The sequence below is a fragment of the Janthinobacterium leeuwenhoeki genome (genome assembly GCF_051380795.1).
Lineage (GTDB): Bacteria > Pseudomonadota > Gammaproteobacteria > Burkholderiales > Burkholderiaceae_D > Janthinobacterium.
Genome location: NZ_JBNYXT010000014.1, coordinates 1 through 14144, shown reverse-complemented (window position 1 = coordinate 14144; position 14144 = coordinate 1). Strand labels below are relative to the sequence as shown.

The window sequence follows — 14144 nt, the reverse complement described above, 5'->3', positions numbered from 1 at the left end:
TAATCTCCCAGTTTCACATCAGGCACGGTCGGCCACGCGTTCGCCCATGATGCCGGACGGGCGCAGGGTCAGCACGATGATCAGCACGACGAAGGCAAAGATATCCTGGTAGTGGCTGCCCAGGAAGCCGCCCGTGATGTCGCCGATATAGCCGGCGCCCAGGCTCTCGATAATGCCCAACAAGATACCGCCCAGCATGGCGCCATAGATATTGCCGATGCCGCCCAGCACAGCCGCGCAGAAGGCCTTCAAGCCGGGAATGGCGCCCATGGAGAACTGGATGGATGCATAGTTGGCGCCCCACATCACGCCGGCCACGGCCGCCAACGCGGCGCCGATGGCAAAGGTGGCCACGATGACCTTGTCGGAATCGACGCCCATGAGACCGGCCACGCGGGGGTTTTCCGCCGTGGCGCGCATGGCGCGGCCCATTTTCGTTTTTTCCACCAGCAACACCAATGCGCCCATCGACAGCGCGGCCAGGGCCAGCAGCAGCACTTGCGTTTGCGAAATCACGGCGCCCCCTATATTGATGGGGTCGGTCGACAGCAATTGCGGGAAGGGCAAGGGATTGCGCGTCCAGATCATCATGGCAAAGGTTTGCAGCAGGATGGAGACGCCGATGGCGGTAATCAGGGGGGCGAGACGGGGGGCGTTGCGCAGGCGGCGGTAGGCGACCCGCTCGATGATGATGTTGACCAGAATACAGATGGGAATGGCGCCGAGGATGGCGGTGGCCAGTTTCAAATAGCCGGGCCAGTCCGGTACATAAATGCCCAGCAGCTTGAGGATGCTCAAGCCCACCATGGCGCCGATCATGAGCACGTCGCCGTGGGCGAAGTTGATCAGGTTCAAGACGCCGTACACCATCGTGTAACCAAGGGCGACTAAGGCATACATGCTGCCCAACACCAAGCCGTTGATGATCTGCTGGATGAATGTATCCATGATTGCCCTATCAAATATGCATTTTTCGGGAACAACTTCCGCCAGAACATGGGTCGCTGATACAAAAACGGCACCGGAGGAAGAATTCCTGCAGTGCCATCCCTGGACCGTTCTCACCAGCATGGTGCACGCACTCAAAACGTGCGTGCACCATGCTTAGTCATAACGACAACACATTCAAGCTTGAGGCAATCATAACGATCTTTTGCAAAAACTAAACTTGGAATAAATCAATCATTTCCGAATTAAATTCGGTTTTGAGGCAACTCCTCATCGATACTCAAGAGCCAAGCTGCCTCATGCGACGTCGCGCTTGATGCCATCGAGGCCTTTCGGCATCGGGAACGTGACGGCTTCCTGCACGCCGTCTAGCGGGCGCACGCTCTTCACGCCGCACTCTTTCAGGCGGTCGATGACGGCTTGCACCAGCACCTCGGGCGCCGAGGCGCCAGCCGTCACACCCACGCGCAGCTTGCCTTCCAGCCAGGCGGGATCGATTTGCGAGGCATTGTCGACCATATAGGCTGGCGTGCCCATCTTCTCGGCCACTTCGCGCAAGCGGTTCGAATTCGAGCTGTTCGGGCTGCCGACGACGATCACCACTTCCACTTGCGGGGCCATGAATTTCACGGCTTCCTGGCGGTTCGTAGTGGCGTAGCAAATGTCGCCTTTTTTCGGTTCGGCGATATTCGGATATTTCGCTTTCAAGGCCGCAATAATGTCGCTAGTGTCGTCAACTGACAACGTTGTTTGCGAAACATAGGCCAGGCTCTCCGGATTGGCGACCTGCAGTCTCGCCACATCTTCGAGCGTTTCCACCAGATGCATGCCCATATCGGCCTGGCCCATCGTGCCTTCGACCTCGGGATGGCCATCGTGGCCGATCATGATGATCTCGCGGCCTTCGCGGCGCATCTTGCCTACTTCCATGTGCACCTTGGTGACCAGCGGGCAAGTCGCATCAAAAATGCTCAGGCCGCGCGATTCCGCCTCGGCGCGCACGGCTTTCGACACGCCATGCGCGGAAAACACGAGCGTATTGCCAGCAGGAACGTCATCGAGGTCGTCAATGAAGATGGCGCCCTTGTTGCGCAAGTCCGCCACCACATAGGCGTTGTGGACGATTTCATGGCGCACATAGATTGGTGCGCCAAATTGCTGCAAGGCGCGTTCGACGATTTCGATCGCCCGGTCGACGCCAGCGCAAAAACCCCGTGGCTGGGCCAGTAACAGTTCTTTATCCATCGCTATTCCTTCACAGCACCGAAATGAGCTTGACTTCAAAACGCAGCGGCTGGCCAGCCAGCGGATGGTTGAAGTCGAACAGGGCCGAGTCCTCGCGCATTTCGCGCAGCACGCCGGCAAAGCGGCCGCCGCCCGGCGCGGCGAAGTCGACCAGGTCGCCGATCTTGTAGTCGGCGCCCGGCACCGAGTTCTCGTCCAGGGTTGCGCGCGAAACGGACTGCACCAGCTCGGGATTGCGCTCGCCAAAGCCTTCGCCAGCGGCCAGTTCGAACGTCTGGTGCGTACCCTCAGGCAAGCCCAGCAAGCGCTGCTCGAGAAATGGCGCCAGTTGGCCCTGTCCCAGCATCAAGGTCGCGGGATTTCCGCTGAAGGTAGTGACAATATCAGTACCGTCAACAGTAGCAAGACGATAATGCAGGGTGAGGTAAGCCGCTTCGGTAACGACTGCTGGTTGCTCGTTGGACATAGTAGTTTTCAAGTAACTGGTGCAAAACGATATTGTAAGCCACACTGGCCGCGCCTGCCCCATGGCTTTGTCAAAGAAGGCCGTACCGGGGCACGCACCGGTGCCAAACAGGAGAACAGCATGGGCATCAAGGACTGGCCGGCCGGCGAACGGCCGCGCGAACGCCTGATCGAGGATGGCGCGCAATCGCTGTCGGACGCGGAATTGCTGGCCGTGTTCCTGCGCACTGGCGTGCGCGGCAAGAGCGCCGTGGAACTGGCGCGCGACACCGTCGAGCACTTCGGCTCCCTGCGGGGACTGTTCGGCGCCAGCCTCGAGAGTTTTTCCGCCGTGCACGGCATGGGCAGCGCCAAATTTGCCCAGCTGCAAGCGGTACTGGAACTGGCGCGGCGCGCCATCATCGAGGACTTGCAGGCGGGGCAAGCCCTCAATTCGCCACACGCCGTGAAAGATTATTTGCGCCTGACCCTGGGCCACCTGGCGCATGAAGCGTTTCACGTGTTGTTTTTGGACGTCAAGAACCGCCTGATCACGACCCAGGAAATGTTTCGCGGCACCCTCACCCATACCAGCGTGTATCCACGCGAAGTGGTCAAGCAGGCCCTGCTGCACAACGCGGCCAGCGTCATGCTGGCCCACAACCACCCTTCCGGCACGCCGGAACCGAGCGAATCGGATTTATTGCTGACGCGCGCGCTGGTGCAGGCGCTGTCGCTGGTGGACGTGCGCGTCCTCGACCATTTCGTCGTGGCCGGGCGGCAAGTGCACTCCTTTGCGGAACACGGCCAGATCTAGGCCGGGGCTGGCTAGGCAGCAGTTAACCATGTGTAAACAAGGACATACGTGACAGCAGCGGGACGCTTATCTAACAGTAAACAGCACTGTTTACCAGTGCTTTCCCCTATGAAGAAGGGTAAAAGATAAATTGTTAAATTATTTCAATACAACATGACACAATTGTTTTTCGCAAGTCATTGATAAATCTGCTTATTTTGGATATACTCTCGTTTTTCCAATTTGGAATATCTTTAAGGAGTGCGCCATGGCACGTGTTTGCCAAGTCACTGGGAAGAAGCCGATGGTCGGCAACAATGTTTCCCATGCAAACAACAAAACCAAACGTCGTTTTTTGCCTAACTTGCAGAATCGTCGTATTTTTGTTGAATCTGAAAACCGCTGGGTCTCCCTGCGTTTGTCCAACGCCGGTCTGCGCGTCATCGATAAAGTCGGCATCGACGCCGTATTGGTCGATATGCGCGCTCGTGGCGAAAAAGTCTAATTAGCAGAATAAGGGAGCTATCATGGCAAAATCAGGCCGCGACAAAATCAAGTTAGAATCGACCGCCGGTACGGGTCACTTCTACACGACTACCAAAAACAAGCGTACGACGCCTGCGAAAATGGAGATCATGAAATTTGATCCTAAAGCACGCAAGCACGTAACGTACAAAGAAACCAAAATCAAGTAATTGATATTGTGTTCTGTAAAAAGAGCCGCTCCGATGAGCGGTTTTTTTTCGCCCTGATTTTCTCGCCCGTATTCTCGCCCGCTTTACGCGGGGATCGGGTAGGAGGCGGGGTTGCCCCCGCCGTCCTCCCACAACACCGGACGTACGGATCACGTATCCGGCGTTTCCTGACTACTGGGTTGCCCCAGCGAGCTTGGTTTCGTGCGTCGTGTCGCCTGTCGGTCTGCAAGCACCTCGGTTACGGCAAAGACTTCCGGTCTCGTCCATTGACCAAGGCCCTCCTTTATCAGAGGCTTGCGCCCTGCCCGCTCAGAGAGCACGCGTGACTGTCCACTCATGTCAGGTTCGGCCCTTCACCACTCCGGTTCCGAGCGGCTAATATGGCCTCTGCTGACTCCCACCAATCCATCCCGGCACCTTGCGATGCCGGTAGCACGAGGCAGATTGATGGGCCTCCCAGGGTAATTCGCGCGACCTTCATGCTTATGTCTGTCGGATCTACGTCATAGCGTTCCGTGCAAGTATCGGGCTTTACAGATATCGGACTGCTTACCCCGCTACGCCGCCTAATCCGCTTCCTGTGCGTCAGACCAGCATTTTGCCTGCGGCTTCCTTCAGATTCCGCCTTGCGACGGACACCCTTGCCGTTCAGCTAGCACTTCCCCTTGCCGGGTGTGCAGAGGACTTTCACCTCCAAGTCACTCAACTAACCACCACAGTCAGTCGAGCCGCGCTCGCGCGCGTCGCGCCATGCCTGGCGCACCGAAAAAAAGGCCCTGGAATCCAGGGCCTTGATATGGCGCAGTGTTAATTACGCATAGCTGCGCAAGCGCAATGAAAACTCTTGCAACGACTTGATGCCCGACGCTTCGGCGCGCGTGCACCAGTCTTGCAGCTTTTGCAGCAATTGCTCGCGCGTAAAGTGCGAACGCTCCCAGATGGCGCCCAGCTCCACGCGCATGTGGTGCATGGTTTCCAGCGCCTTGCTGTGCTGGAACAATTCCGACAACTGCTCATGGTGCGCATCGGCCAGCTTGCCCGGTTCGCGCTGCATCAGCTTGCGCGACGATTTCAGGAAACGCTTTTCCAGTTCCGCCTTGTGCTTCAGGTGCTCCAGCTCTTCCTTCCACGCGTGCTTGATCGATTTCGCATACTTGGCCATCACATCGTAGCGGTTGGCGATGACGGACTGCAAGGTCTCGAAGTCCGCTTCCAGCTTGCCGTGCGAGAACTTCGGTTCCGGTGCCAATTTCTTCACCTTGGCCAGGCCCAGCATTTCCAGCGCGCGGATATATGCCCAGCCGATATCGATTTCATACCACTTCGACGACAGCTTGGCCGACGTCGCATACGTATGGTGATTGTTGTGCAACTCTTCGCCGCCGATCAGAATGCCGAAGGGAATGATGTTGGTGGCCGCGTCGGCGCAGTCATAGTTGCGGTAGCCCCAGTAATGGCCGATGCCGTTGATGATGCCGGCTGCCGTGATCGGTATCCACATCATTTGCACGGCCCACACGGAAATGCCGATTACGCCGAACAACACGAAATTGATGACGAACAAGGACACCACGCCCAGCCAGCTGTATTTGGTGTACAGATTGCGCTCGATCCAGTCCGTCGGCGTGCCGTGGCCGTACTTGGCCATGGTTTCCATATTCTTCGATTCAGCGCGGTACAGCTCGGCGCCTTCCCAGAAGACTTTCTTGATGCCGCGCGTCACGGGGCTGTGCGGATCTTCTTCCGTATCGCACTTGGCGTGGTGCTTGCGGTGAATGGCCGCCCATTCCTTGGTGACCTGGCCCGTCGTCAACCACAGCCAAAAACGGAAGAAATGGCTGGGGATAGCGTGCAATTCCAGCGCACGGTGGGCCTGGTGGCGGTGCAGGTAAATCGTGACGCTGGCGATCGTGATATGCGTGACCACCATGGTGTACAGGAAAACTTGCCATGCGGACAGATCGGTAATGCCAGTTGCCATGAACTGCAAAACGTCGTGTAAAACGGAACTCAATGTCATTACTGCTACTCCAAGTGGTCAGGGCGTGCGCACGGTCGCTCCAGTGACTCTGGAGGTCCGGCAGAGTTAATTTTAGGCGTGATTGTACGCCCTAATGGGTGCGATCAGGCAAAATCAGAGGCAGGCAGCGGGGTTAAGGCTGTGTGCCGGATGGCGTGGACTCACCCTCTGCCGCACCCGCGAGCGGGACAGGAGGCGTAGCAACAATACGCAATTCACGTTGCGGAAACGGTACAGTGACCTTATGTTCCTGCAAAGTGCGCCAGATGGCGCGGTTCACATTCGACTTCACGCCGCCGGTGCCGTTTTCCGGATCTGCGATCCAGAAGCCGATCTGCACATCGAGGCCGTCGGCGCCGAAACGCACGAGGGTGGCCGATGGCGGATTGCTTTGCGACACACGCGGCACCTTGGCCGTCGCCGCTTCCAGCAAGGGGAAGATGACATCGATATCCGTTTCATAGCCCACCGAGACGGCCGTCGACAGCCAGACCATGCGATTGCTCAGCGACATGTTCTGCACGCCGCCGGAAATCAGCATTTCATTCGGCACGATGGATTCAACGCCATCGCCACCCAATAACACAGTATAGCGCGTATTGATTTGCGTGACCTTGCCCGTGAATTGGCCCACTGTGATCATGTCGCCGATGGTGAGGCTGCGGTCGAGCAGGATGATGAAACCGGAGACGAAGTTCGCGGCGATCTTTTGCAAGCCAAAACCCAGCGCCACGCCGAAGGCGCCGCCAAACACGGACAGCACCGTCAGGTCGATGCCCACCAGAGACAGGCTGACCAGCACGGAAACGAGGATCAGCACGGCGCGGCCCATGCGCGACATCACCACCCGCAAGGAAGTGTGCAGGCCCTGCATTTTCATCAGGCGCTCGTCGAGCGAGGTGCCGGCCCACATGGCCAGCACCAGCAGCACGGCCACCGAAATAGCGGCTTGCAAGATGGCAGCCACGGACACCTTGTTGCGTCCCAGCGGCACGACGATGCTTTCCAGGAAGGTATGCAGTTCCGGCCACAGGCCCGTGATATACAAGGCCATCCCGGCCCACACCACGACCGTGAATATTTTTTCCAGCAGCAGCATGGTGGGACTGATGTCGCCATGACGGGCAAAAATGCGGCGCAGCACATAAAAGCCGAAGCGCACCAGCGCCATCGAGGTGCACAGTGGAATGGCAATACTGAGCAGATTCACCGACTGCAACTTGACCAGGAAATGCTGCGCAATGCCCAGCAGCATGGCCGCCAGCACGGGCGTCAGGATACGGATGAAACTATCCGTGCGCTGCAAGGTTTCCGGCGTGGCCGGAACGGCGGCCGCTTCCGCCCGCCGATGCAGGAAGACGCGCAACTGCCGCACCAGCAGCCAGCTCAGCGCCAGGCAGGCGACGATGACCAGCGCCTGCCACAGGATGGCCGGTTGACGGAAGTCGTCGACAAAGTCAGTGATCAGATTGAGCAGCGGGGTTTCATTCATGGCACAAGAGGTCCGGAAGGTGGGACAGAAGTGGTACGGATGGGCATATAGCCCATGCCGCCAGGCGGGCTGGCGGCATTGAAAGCGGCCACTGCAGGGTGCAGCGGCGGCCCGTGACAGCCTTATTCGGCTGGTTCAGCGTCAACGTCGTCGGCCGGTTTTTCATCGGCGTAGACTTTTTTCGGCATGACCTTGCGCTCGAACACGGCGGCAAAGAAGCCGTCGGTCTGATGCAGATGCGGCAGCAATTTCAGGTAGTCGCCCATTTCCAGCTCGATCTTCTGTTCGGCCAGTACCTTGCTCATCGGCACCAGCGTGAAGTCCGGATGGGCCGCCAGGAATTGCTCGGCGATAAAATCGTTTTCTTCGTTCAGGAAGCTGCAGGTGGCGTACACCAGGCGGCCGCCGCCCTTGACCAGGCGCGCCGCGCCGGCCAGGATGGCGGCCTGCTTGGCTTGCAATTCGACGATGGAGTTCGGCTGCTGGCGCCATTTCACGTCCGGATTGCGGCGCAGGGTGCCCAGGCCGCTACACGGCGCATCGACCAGCACGCGGTCGATCTTGCCAGCCAGGCGTTTGATCTTGGCATCGCGCTCATGCGCGATCTGCACCGGGTGCACGTTCGACAGGCCGCTGCGGGCCATGCGCGGCTTCAGCTTGGCCAAACGCTTTTCCGACACGTCGAAGGCGTACAAACGGCCCGTGTTGCGCATCAGCGCGCCCAATGCGAGCGTCTTGCCGCCCGCGCCGGCACAGAAATCGACCACCATCTCGCCGCGCTTGGCGCCGACGATTTGCGACAGTATCTGGCTGCCCTCATCTTGCACTTCGATGGCGCCGCTCTGGAACAAAGGCATGTTTTGCAGCGAAGGCTTCTTGATCACGCGCAAACCCAGTGGCGCATAGGGCGTCGGCGTGCTGAGAATCGGTGCTTCGGCCAGGGCCAGCATCACGTCTTCACGCGTGGCCTTGAGCGAGTTGACGCGCAAGTCCAGCGGCGCCGGCGCGTTCAGCGCATCGGCCAGCTTCATGGTTTCCGCTTCGCCGAACTGGGCGATCAGCTTGTCGAACAACCAGGTCGGCATGTTGGCGCGCATGTTCGACGGCATCAGGCTGCGGTCGATTTGCGTGATGCGTTCCAGCCATTCGACTTCTTCTTCCGTCAAGCCGCCCAGGGAGTCCGCACCGACGGCTTCTGCCAGGCCGAGGATGGTCAGGCGGCGCATGGTCGGGCCACTGCCCGCTTCGGCGAAATCCGTGAAGAACGATTTGTTGCGCAGCACGGCATAAATGCCTTCGGCGATGGCGCCGCGTTCGCGCGAACCGAGGCGCGGATGGTCGCGGAAGTAGCGCGACAGGGTGGTGTCGGCCGGGGCCGTGAAACGTAAAATTTCGCGCAATACTTCTTCAGCATTGGCAAGTATCGCTGGTGGCAATCTCATTGTTATTCTTCCTATAATATTTTATTGAGGGTCCACGCGGACCTGGCCATGCTCGACTGACAGTTTATCGTCAATGAACAGGCGGATGGCGCGCGGGTAAAGCAGATGTTCCTGTACCAGCACGCGCGCCGATAAGCTGTCTTCTGTGTCGCCGGGCAAGACGGGGACTTTCGCGCTCGCCACGGCCGGGCCATGATCGAGCTCGGCAGTTACGAAATGCACGGTCGCGCCGTGTTCCGTCACACCCGCCTCGAGCGCCTGGCGGTGCGTCGCCATGCCCGGGAACAGCGGCAGCAGCGACGGGTGGATATTGAGCATGCGCCCCGCGTAATGTTCTACGAAGGGCGGCGTCAGGATACGCATGAAACCGGCCAGCACGACCAGGTCGGGGGCAAAGCCGTCGATCACGGCTTGCAGCGCCGCATCAAACTGTTCGCGGCTGGCATAATCCTTGTTGGCAACGACTGCCGTCGCTATCCCATGTTCCGCGGCAAAAACCAGTCCCTGGGCATCGGCCCGGTTACTGATGACGGCGGCAATACGGGCTGGCCATTGCTCGGCTTGCGCCGCGCGCACGACCGCTTCCATGTTGCTGCCGCGTCCGGAAATGAGGATAACGATATTTTTCATAGCGCGCATTGTACCCGCTATGGCGATGCGAATCTAGAAAGGCCGGTATTATTGTTGCGGCGCAACATGAGCGCCGGCGCGCCCCTGCCGCCCGAAGATGCCGGTTCTCACCTGCGCGGCAGACCGGTCTGGTGGCGTCGCAGCAAGAGTAAGTATTTACTCGAACGAATAGAAGACGCGGAACGGGACTTTCTTCTCGGCCCAGTAGTCGGCCGCGTCGCGGAACACGTCGAGCAGGATCTCGCGCGCTTCCTTGTCGAATTTTTGCGTATTTGGCAATTGCTCGAGCACCACCAGGAAACCCGTCTGCGTGCCGGCCCTGGACATGGTGTCCGTCAGGCACAGGCGCAGGGCATCGAAATTTTTCGCCAGGTTTTTCGGAAACAGGAATGCTTCTGCAATAATGCCGATGACTTGTTGTTTGGTCTGTCCAGCGTTGCAATGCGCATATAAAAAGTGCTGCCCGAGACGGATCGCCTCGTCTTGCAATTCGGTCACGCGAAAGGCACGGATGGACTGGACAAGGTTGGGCGGCACGGTTAGTAACAAACTCATTTTTCCCTCAAATCGACCTGTTATGTATGGATTTGTTCTATTTGCTCTTCTTATTGCATCCCCGCACGCGGGTCAATGCGCACGCGGTGATTCGATCTGTATCAACTTTTATGCGATTCAGTGCGATTTTATATAAGCCATACGCGTACTAGGGTAACGTGTTGTCCTGCATGAATCAACCCGAATATGATGTCAAACGCAAGATTTGTTACAAACCGCTAGTTTCAAGTCATCCAACATCATGTATCGATTGAAAGTGCATGTTACAGACTGTGGGGCAAGGGGCTTGGGCTGTTACATTTTGTTGCCATGCGAAACACTTGCCCCCGTCTGGCGGGATTACTATAGTCCCAAGTTGTAAAAAATACCCTGAAAGATTCTCTACATAATGAGGTTACAAATGAACTTGCAAGCCAAATTGATGATGTCAGCCCTTTGTATCGGCGCATTGCCACTCGCCCAGGCCGCCGACTTTGAAGATTTCGGCAAGGTCGTGCGCGTCGTGCCGCAAGTGGAACAGATCAACCGTCCACGCCAGGAATGCCGCACGGAATACGTGCAAGTGCAGGCGCCGCCGCAACAGCGCAGCGCTGGCGGCTCCATCGTCGGCGGTATCGCCGGCGCCCTGCTCGGTAGCCAGGTCGGTGGCGGCAATGGTCGCACGGCAGCCGCCGCCGCTGGCGCGATTGCCGGCGCCGTCGTCGGCGACCGTGTCGACAACCAGAACAATTACCAGGGCGGCATGCAGGAACAAGCCGTCAAGCAATGCCGCCAGGTCGACCATTGGGAGTCGCGCAACAATGGCTACCAGGTCACCTACGACTACCGCGGCCGCAACTACACGAGCATCATGTCTTACGATCCGGGCGAGCGCATCCGCTTGCGCGTGTCAATTGAACCTGCACAGCAGTAAGCAACAAGCAGCCCGTAGCATGCCAGCCCCAGCGGCTGGCATTTTTTATGGCGCCTCGGCACGGGCTATAATGCGGCACACTTTCAGGCCGCCTTATGCTTATCAAACGAAAATCCATCGAACAAGTCGAATCCTCGCGCCCCGCGCGCAAGCCCCGCTATGCCCCTGTCACCCTGTCCGAAATGGATGGCGTGCGCTATCTGCATTTCGGCACGGAATGGGTGCAGGGCGCCATGCGTATCCGCAAGCCGGACTGGCCTGAGCTCGAATACGCGCAGCAGATGATGGCGTGGATGCTGTGGATCGGGCAGCCGCAGCGCCTGGCCCAGCTGGGCCTGGGCACGGCCGCGCTGACCAAGTTCTGCTACCGCCAGTTTCCGCAGGCGCAAGTCGAGGCCATCGAACTGAACCCGTCCGTCATCACCATCTGCGCCTCGATGTTCAAGCTGCCGCCCAACGACGAGCGCCTGCACGTGCGCGAGATGGATGCGCTTGACTACGTCAACGACGAGGCCAACCACGGCACCCTGGACGCCCTGCAGGTGGACCTGTACGACGCCACGGCGCGCGGTCCCGTGCTCGACAGTGCCGATTTCTATACCGCCTGCTGCGCCTGCCTGGCGCCGCACGGCATCATGACGGTGAACCTGTTTGGCGACCATCCCAGCTACGCGAAGAACATCAAGGCGATGAAGTTTGCGTTTGCACAGGTGATCTGCCTGCCAGAAGTGCATGATGGGAACGTGGTGGCGATCGCTTTCAAGACGAAGGTGTCACTCGATGCCGAAGCGCAAGCCGCCCTGCTGGAACGGGCCAAGCAGATCGTTGCCGAGACCAAGCTGCCCGCCAAGACCTGGGTCAAGGGCATCGTCAGCACCCTGTAAGCGCCGGTACGCCCACGCAATGCCGGCAGCCCTGAAAGGCGCCGGCCATGCCCATTTCCCCTCCTGCCTCCGACACGCCGCTGCAACTGCCGCAACTGCTGACCTGGCTGCAGGAAGACGGCTTGCTCGACGCGGCACAAGCGGCCGCCATCGGCGCCCAGGCCGCCCTGCTGCCGGTACCACCCTTGCATCCGCTGTGCAGCATCGCCCATGCCGGGCTGACCCTCGACACCCTGTGCGCGTGGCTGGCGCAGCGCGCCGGCTTGCCGTATGTGCGCATCGATCCCCTGAGCATCGACTTCAGCCAGGTGGCCGACGTCATGACGGCCGGCTATGCGGCCCGCTTCAACATCCTGCCAGTGGAAAGCACGCCAGAGCGCATCGTCATCGCCACGGCCCAGCCCTACGCGCTGGCTTGGCAGGCGCAACTGGGCAAGCTGGCGCCGCGCAAGCTGAGCCTGGTCATCGCCAACCCGCTGCACATCGCCGACGCCATCGCGCAATTCTTCAGCCTGGCCAGTTCCGTCAAGGTGGCCAGACAAGCGTCCACGCAAGACCTGGCGCTGCGCCAGAATGTCGAACAACTGGTGGAACTGGGGCGCAACAAGGCCAGTCTCGACGCCAACGACCAGCACGTCGTGCGCATCGTCGACTGGCTGTGGCAATACGCGTTTGCACAGCGTGCTTCCGACATCCATCTGGAACCGAAGCGCGACGCGGGCCTGGTGCGCCTGCGCATCGACGGCCGCCTGCACCAGGCCTACCAATTGCCGCCCGTGGTATTGCTGGCCATGACGGCGCGCATCAAGTTGCTTGGGCGTATGGACGTGGTGGAAAAACGCCGCCCGCAGGATGGTCGCATCAAGACGCGCAACGCGCAGGGCCAGGAAATCGAGCTGCGCCTGTCGACCTTGCCCACAGCCTTCGGCGAAAAGCTCGTCATGCGCATCTTCGACCCGGAAGTGGCCGTCAAGAGCCTGTTTGACCTGGGTTTTCCGCCCGCGGACGCCGAACGCTGGCGCCAGCTGACAGCGCGCACGCACGGCATCGTGCTGGTAACGGGCCCCACCGGCTCGGGCAAGACCAGCACCCTGTACAGCACCTTGAAGGCGCTGGCCGGCAGCGAAGTCAATGTGTGCACGGTGGAAGACCCCATCGAAATGGTCGAACCGGCCTTCAACCAGATGCAGGTGCAAACCCAGGCCGGCATCGAACTGTCGTTTGCCGATGGCGTGCGGGCGCTGATGCGGCAAGATCCCGACATCATCATGGTCGGAGAAATCCGCGACCTGGCCACGGCCGAGATGGCCATCCAGGCGGCGCTGACGGGCCATTTGGTGCTGTCGACCCTGCACACCAACGACGCGCCCTCGGCCGTCATGCGCTTGCTGGAACTGGGCTTGCCCGCCTATCTGCTGGAAGCATGCCTGGCCGGCGTGCTGGCGCAGCGCCTGTTGCGCTGCCTGTGCCCTGGTTGCAAACAGCCGGGCGCCGCCCCGGACGCCGCCGCATGGCAGCGCCTGACGGGCGGCCAGCTGGAACGGCCGCAGGCCGCATACCACCCCGTCGGCTGCGCCCTGTGCCGGCACAGCGGCTACCTGGGGCGCGCCGGCATTTATGAGCTGCTGAACGTGACGGAAACGTTCGGCCAGCTGGTCAAGGCAGGCGCCGACCTGCACATGCTGCGCCGCCAGAGCATCCTCGACGGCATGACGCCGCTGCGCATCGCCGGCGCGCGCAAGATCATCGATGGCACGACCAGCATCGACGAAGTGCTGAAGCTCACGGCAGCCCTGCATTGACAGGCCTGTACTTCCTCACAGGACTTTCCGCAGGAATGCGCTAACAACGCGCTAACACGCGCTAACAAATCCCGCTAACAAATCCCTGTCTAACAAATGCCTAACAAATGCCTGTCAACGCTAAATAGAAATGTCCCCTTTTGTCCCAAGTAGAAATGTCTCCCGGGTTCAGCGAAACGGAGGGATTTTTTCGCATTCAGAACCTTGCCTGAGGTGGCTTCCCCGTGGCGTCGAGTGTTGGCATGCGCTTTTTCCAAGGGTGACCTATTTCTGGCGCC

14 protein-coding genes are annotated in these 14144 nt (G+C 59.6%); 6 read left to right on the top strand and 8 right to left on the bottom strand.

Annotated features, from left to right (window positions below; all coding sequences use genetic code 11):
- Window positions 1–18: 18 nt before the first annotated feature.
- The 3 genes from ACQ4WS_RS13100 to ACQ4WS_RS13090 form a co-directional block, all read right to left on the bottom strand.
- Complete coding sequence (locus ACQ4WS_RS13100; RefSeq protein ID WP_436476867.1) at window positions 19–948, bottom strand: branched-chain amino acid ABC transporter permease; 930 nt, start codon at window positions 946–948, stop codon at window positions 19–21.
- A gap of 297 nt (window positions 949–1245) precedes the next feature.
- Window positions 1246–2193: a 4-hydroxy-3-methylbut-2-enyl diphosphate reductase gene (gene ispH, locus ACQ4WS_RS13095; RefSeq protein WP_436476865.1), complete on the bottom strand. Its 948-nt coding sequence runs from the start codon at window positions 2191–2193 to the stop codon at window positions 1246–1248.
- Window positions 2194–2203: 10 nt separating this feature from the next.
- Window positions 2204–2659, bottom strand: coding sequence for an FKBP-type peptidyl-prolyl cis-trans isomerase (locus tag ACQ4WS_RS13090; RefSeq protein WP_070224501.1), 456 nt, complete (start codon window positions 2657–2659; stop codon window positions 2204–2206).
- A 120-nt stretch (window positions 2660–2779) separates the two neighbouring features.
- On the opposite strand from ACQ4WS_RS13090, the gene radC reads away from it, so the two are divergent.
- The 3 genes from radC to rpmG all read left to right on the top strand — a co-directional run bounded on the left by radC (window position 2780) and on the right by rpmG (window position 4128).
- Window positions 2780–3454, top strand: coding sequence for a RadC family protein (gene radC / locus ACQ4WS_RS13085; protein ID WP_436476862.1), 675 nt, complete (start codon window positions 2780–2782; stop codon window positions 3452–3454).
- 247 nt (window positions 3455–3701) lie between these two features.
- Window positions 3702–3938: a 50S ribosomal protein L28 gene (rpmB, locus tag ACQ4WS_RS13080; RefSeq protein ID WP_010400928.1), complete on the top strand. Its 237-nt coding sequence runs from the start codon at window positions 3702–3704 to the stop codon at window positions 3936–3938.
- A gap of 22 nt (window positions 3939–3960) precedes the next feature.
- Window positions 3961–4128: a 50S ribosomal protein L33 gene (gene rpmG, locus ACQ4WS_RS13075; protein ID WP_010400929.1), complete on the top strand. Its 168-nt coding sequence runs from the start codon at window positions 3961–3963 to the stop codon at window positions 4126–4128.
- Window positions 4129–4939: 811 nt separating this feature from the next.
- Here rpmG and ACQ4WS_RS13070 read toward each other — a convergent pair.
- From ACQ4WS_RS13070 to ACQ4WS_RS13050, 5 genes are all read right to left on the bottom strand, one after another.
- Window positions 4940–6109 (bottom strand): DesA family fatty acid desaturase, encoded by a 1170-nt coding sequence (locus ACQ4WS_RS13070; RefSeq protein WP_436476860.1) that lies wholly within the window; start codon window positions 6107–6109, stop codon window positions 4940–4942.
- 172 nt (window positions 6110–6281) lie between these two features.
- Window positions 6282–7640, bottom strand: coding sequence for a mechanosensitive ion channel family protein (locus tag ACQ4WS_RS13065; protein WP_436476858.1), 1359 nt, complete (start codon window positions 7638–7640; stop codon window positions 6282–6284).
- 122 nt (window positions 7641–7762) lie between these two features.
- Window positions 7763–9082, bottom strand: a complete 1320-nt coding sequence (locus ACQ4WS_RS13060; RefSeq protein ID WP_436476856.1) for an RsmB/NOP family class I SAM-dependent RNA methyltransferase — start codon at window positions 9080–9082, stop codon at window positions 7763–7765.
- A gap of 21 nt (window positions 9083–9103) precedes the next feature.
- On the bottom strand, window positions 9104–9712 hold the full coding sequence (gene purN, locus ACQ4WS_RS13055; protein ID WP_071075772.1) for a phosphoribosylglycinamide formyltransferase: 609 nt from the start codon (window positions 9710–9712) through the stop codon (window positions 9104–9106).
- Between the two features lie 156 nt (window positions 9713–9868).
- On the bottom strand, window positions 9869–10267 hold the full coding sequence (locus ACQ4WS_RS13050) for a barstar family protein (protein ID WP_436476853.1): 399 nt from the start codon (window positions 10265–10267) through the stop codon (window positions 9869–9871).
- A 400-nt stretch (window positions 10268–10667) separates the two neighbouring features.
- Between ACQ4WS_RS13050 and ACQ4WS_RS13045 the strand changes: the two genes are divergently transcribed.
- The 3 genes from ACQ4WS_RS13045 (at window position 10668) to ACQ4WS_RS13035 (ending at window position 13866) form a co-directional block, all read left to right on the top strand.
- Window positions 10668–11180 carry a glycine zipper 2TM domain-containing protein gene (locus ACQ4WS_RS13045; RefSeq protein WP_034785134.1) on the top strand — a complete coding sequence of 171 codons (513 nt, stop codon included), beginning with the start codon at window positions 10668–10670 and terminating at the stop codon, window positions 11178–11180.
- 95 nt (window positions 11181–11275) lie between these two features.
- Window positions 11276–12064: a class I SAM-dependent methyltransferase gene (locus ACQ4WS_RS13040; RefSeq protein ID WP_436476851.1), complete on the top strand. Its 789-nt coding sequence runs from the start codon at window positions 11276–11278 to the stop codon at window positions 12062–12064.
- 47 nt (window positions 12065–12111) lie between these two features.
- A complete protein-coding gene (locus tag ACQ4WS_RS13035; protein ID WP_436476849.1) occupies window positions 12112–13866 on the top strand; it encodes a GspE/PulE family protein in 1755 nt (584 codons plus the stop codon).
- Window positions 13867–14144 lie beyond the last annotated feature (278 nt).

Excerpts from the sequence above, each read along its gene's own strand:
- ACQ4WS_RS13040 (WP_436476851.1), top strand. The coding sequence starts at position 11,276 with ATGCTTATCAAACGAAAATCCATCGAACAAGTCGAATCCTCGCGCCCC.
- ACQ4WS_RS13035 (WP_436476849.1), top strand. The coding sequence starts at position 12,112 with ATGCCCATTTCCCCTCCTGCCTCCGACACGCCGCTGCAACTGCCGCAA.
- ACQ4WS_RS13070 (WP_436476860.1), bottom strand. The coding sequence starts at position 6,109 with ATGGCAACTGGCATTACCGATCTGTCCGCATGGCAAGTTTTCCTGTAC.
- ACQ4WS_RS13100 (WP_436476867.1), bottom strand. The coding sequence starts at position 948 with ATGGATACATTCATCCAGCAGATCATCAACGGCTTGGTGTTGGGCAGC.
- ACQ4WS_RS13045 (WP_034785134.1), top strand. The coding sequence starts at position 10,668 with ATGAACTTGCAAGCCAAATTGATGATGTCAGCCCTTTGTATCGGCGCA.
- ACQ4WS_RS13065 (WP_436476858.1), bottom strand. The coding sequence starts at position 7,640 with ATGAATGAAACCCCGCTGCTCAATCTGATCACTGACTTTGTCGACGAC.
- ACQ4WS_RS13090 (WP_070224501.1), bottom strand. The coding sequence starts at position 2,659 with ATGTCCAACGAGCAACCAGCAGTCGTTACCGAAGCGGCTTACCTCACC.
- purN (WP_071075772.1), bottom strand. The coding sequence starts at position 9,712 with ATGAAAAATATCGTTATCCTCATTTCCGGACGCGGCAGCAACATGGAA.
- rpmB (WP_010400928.1), top strand. The coding sequence starts at position 3,702 with ATGGCACGTGTTTGCCAAGTCACTGGGAAGAAGCCGATGGTCGGCAAC.
- rpmG (WP_010400929.1), top strand. The coding sequence starts at position 3,961 with ATGGCAAAATCAGGCCGCGACAAAATCAAGTTAGAATCGACCGCCGGT.
- radC (WP_436476862.1), top strand. The coding sequence starts at position 2,780 with ATGGGCATCAAGGACTGGCCGGCCGGCGAACGGCCGCGCGAACGCCTG.
- ACQ4WS_RS13060 (WP_436476856.1), bottom strand. The coding sequence starts at position 9,082 with ATGAGATTGCCACCAGCGATACTTGCCAATGCTGAAGAAGTATTGCGC.
- ispH (WP_436476865.1), bottom strand. The coding sequence starts at position 2,193 with ATGGATAAAGAACTGTTACTGGCCCAGCCACGGGGTTTTTGCGCTGGC.
- ACQ4WS_RS13050 (WP_436476853.1), bottom strand. The coding sequence starts at position 10,267 with ATGAGTTTGTTACTAACCGTGCCGCCCAACCTTGTCCAGTCCATCCGT.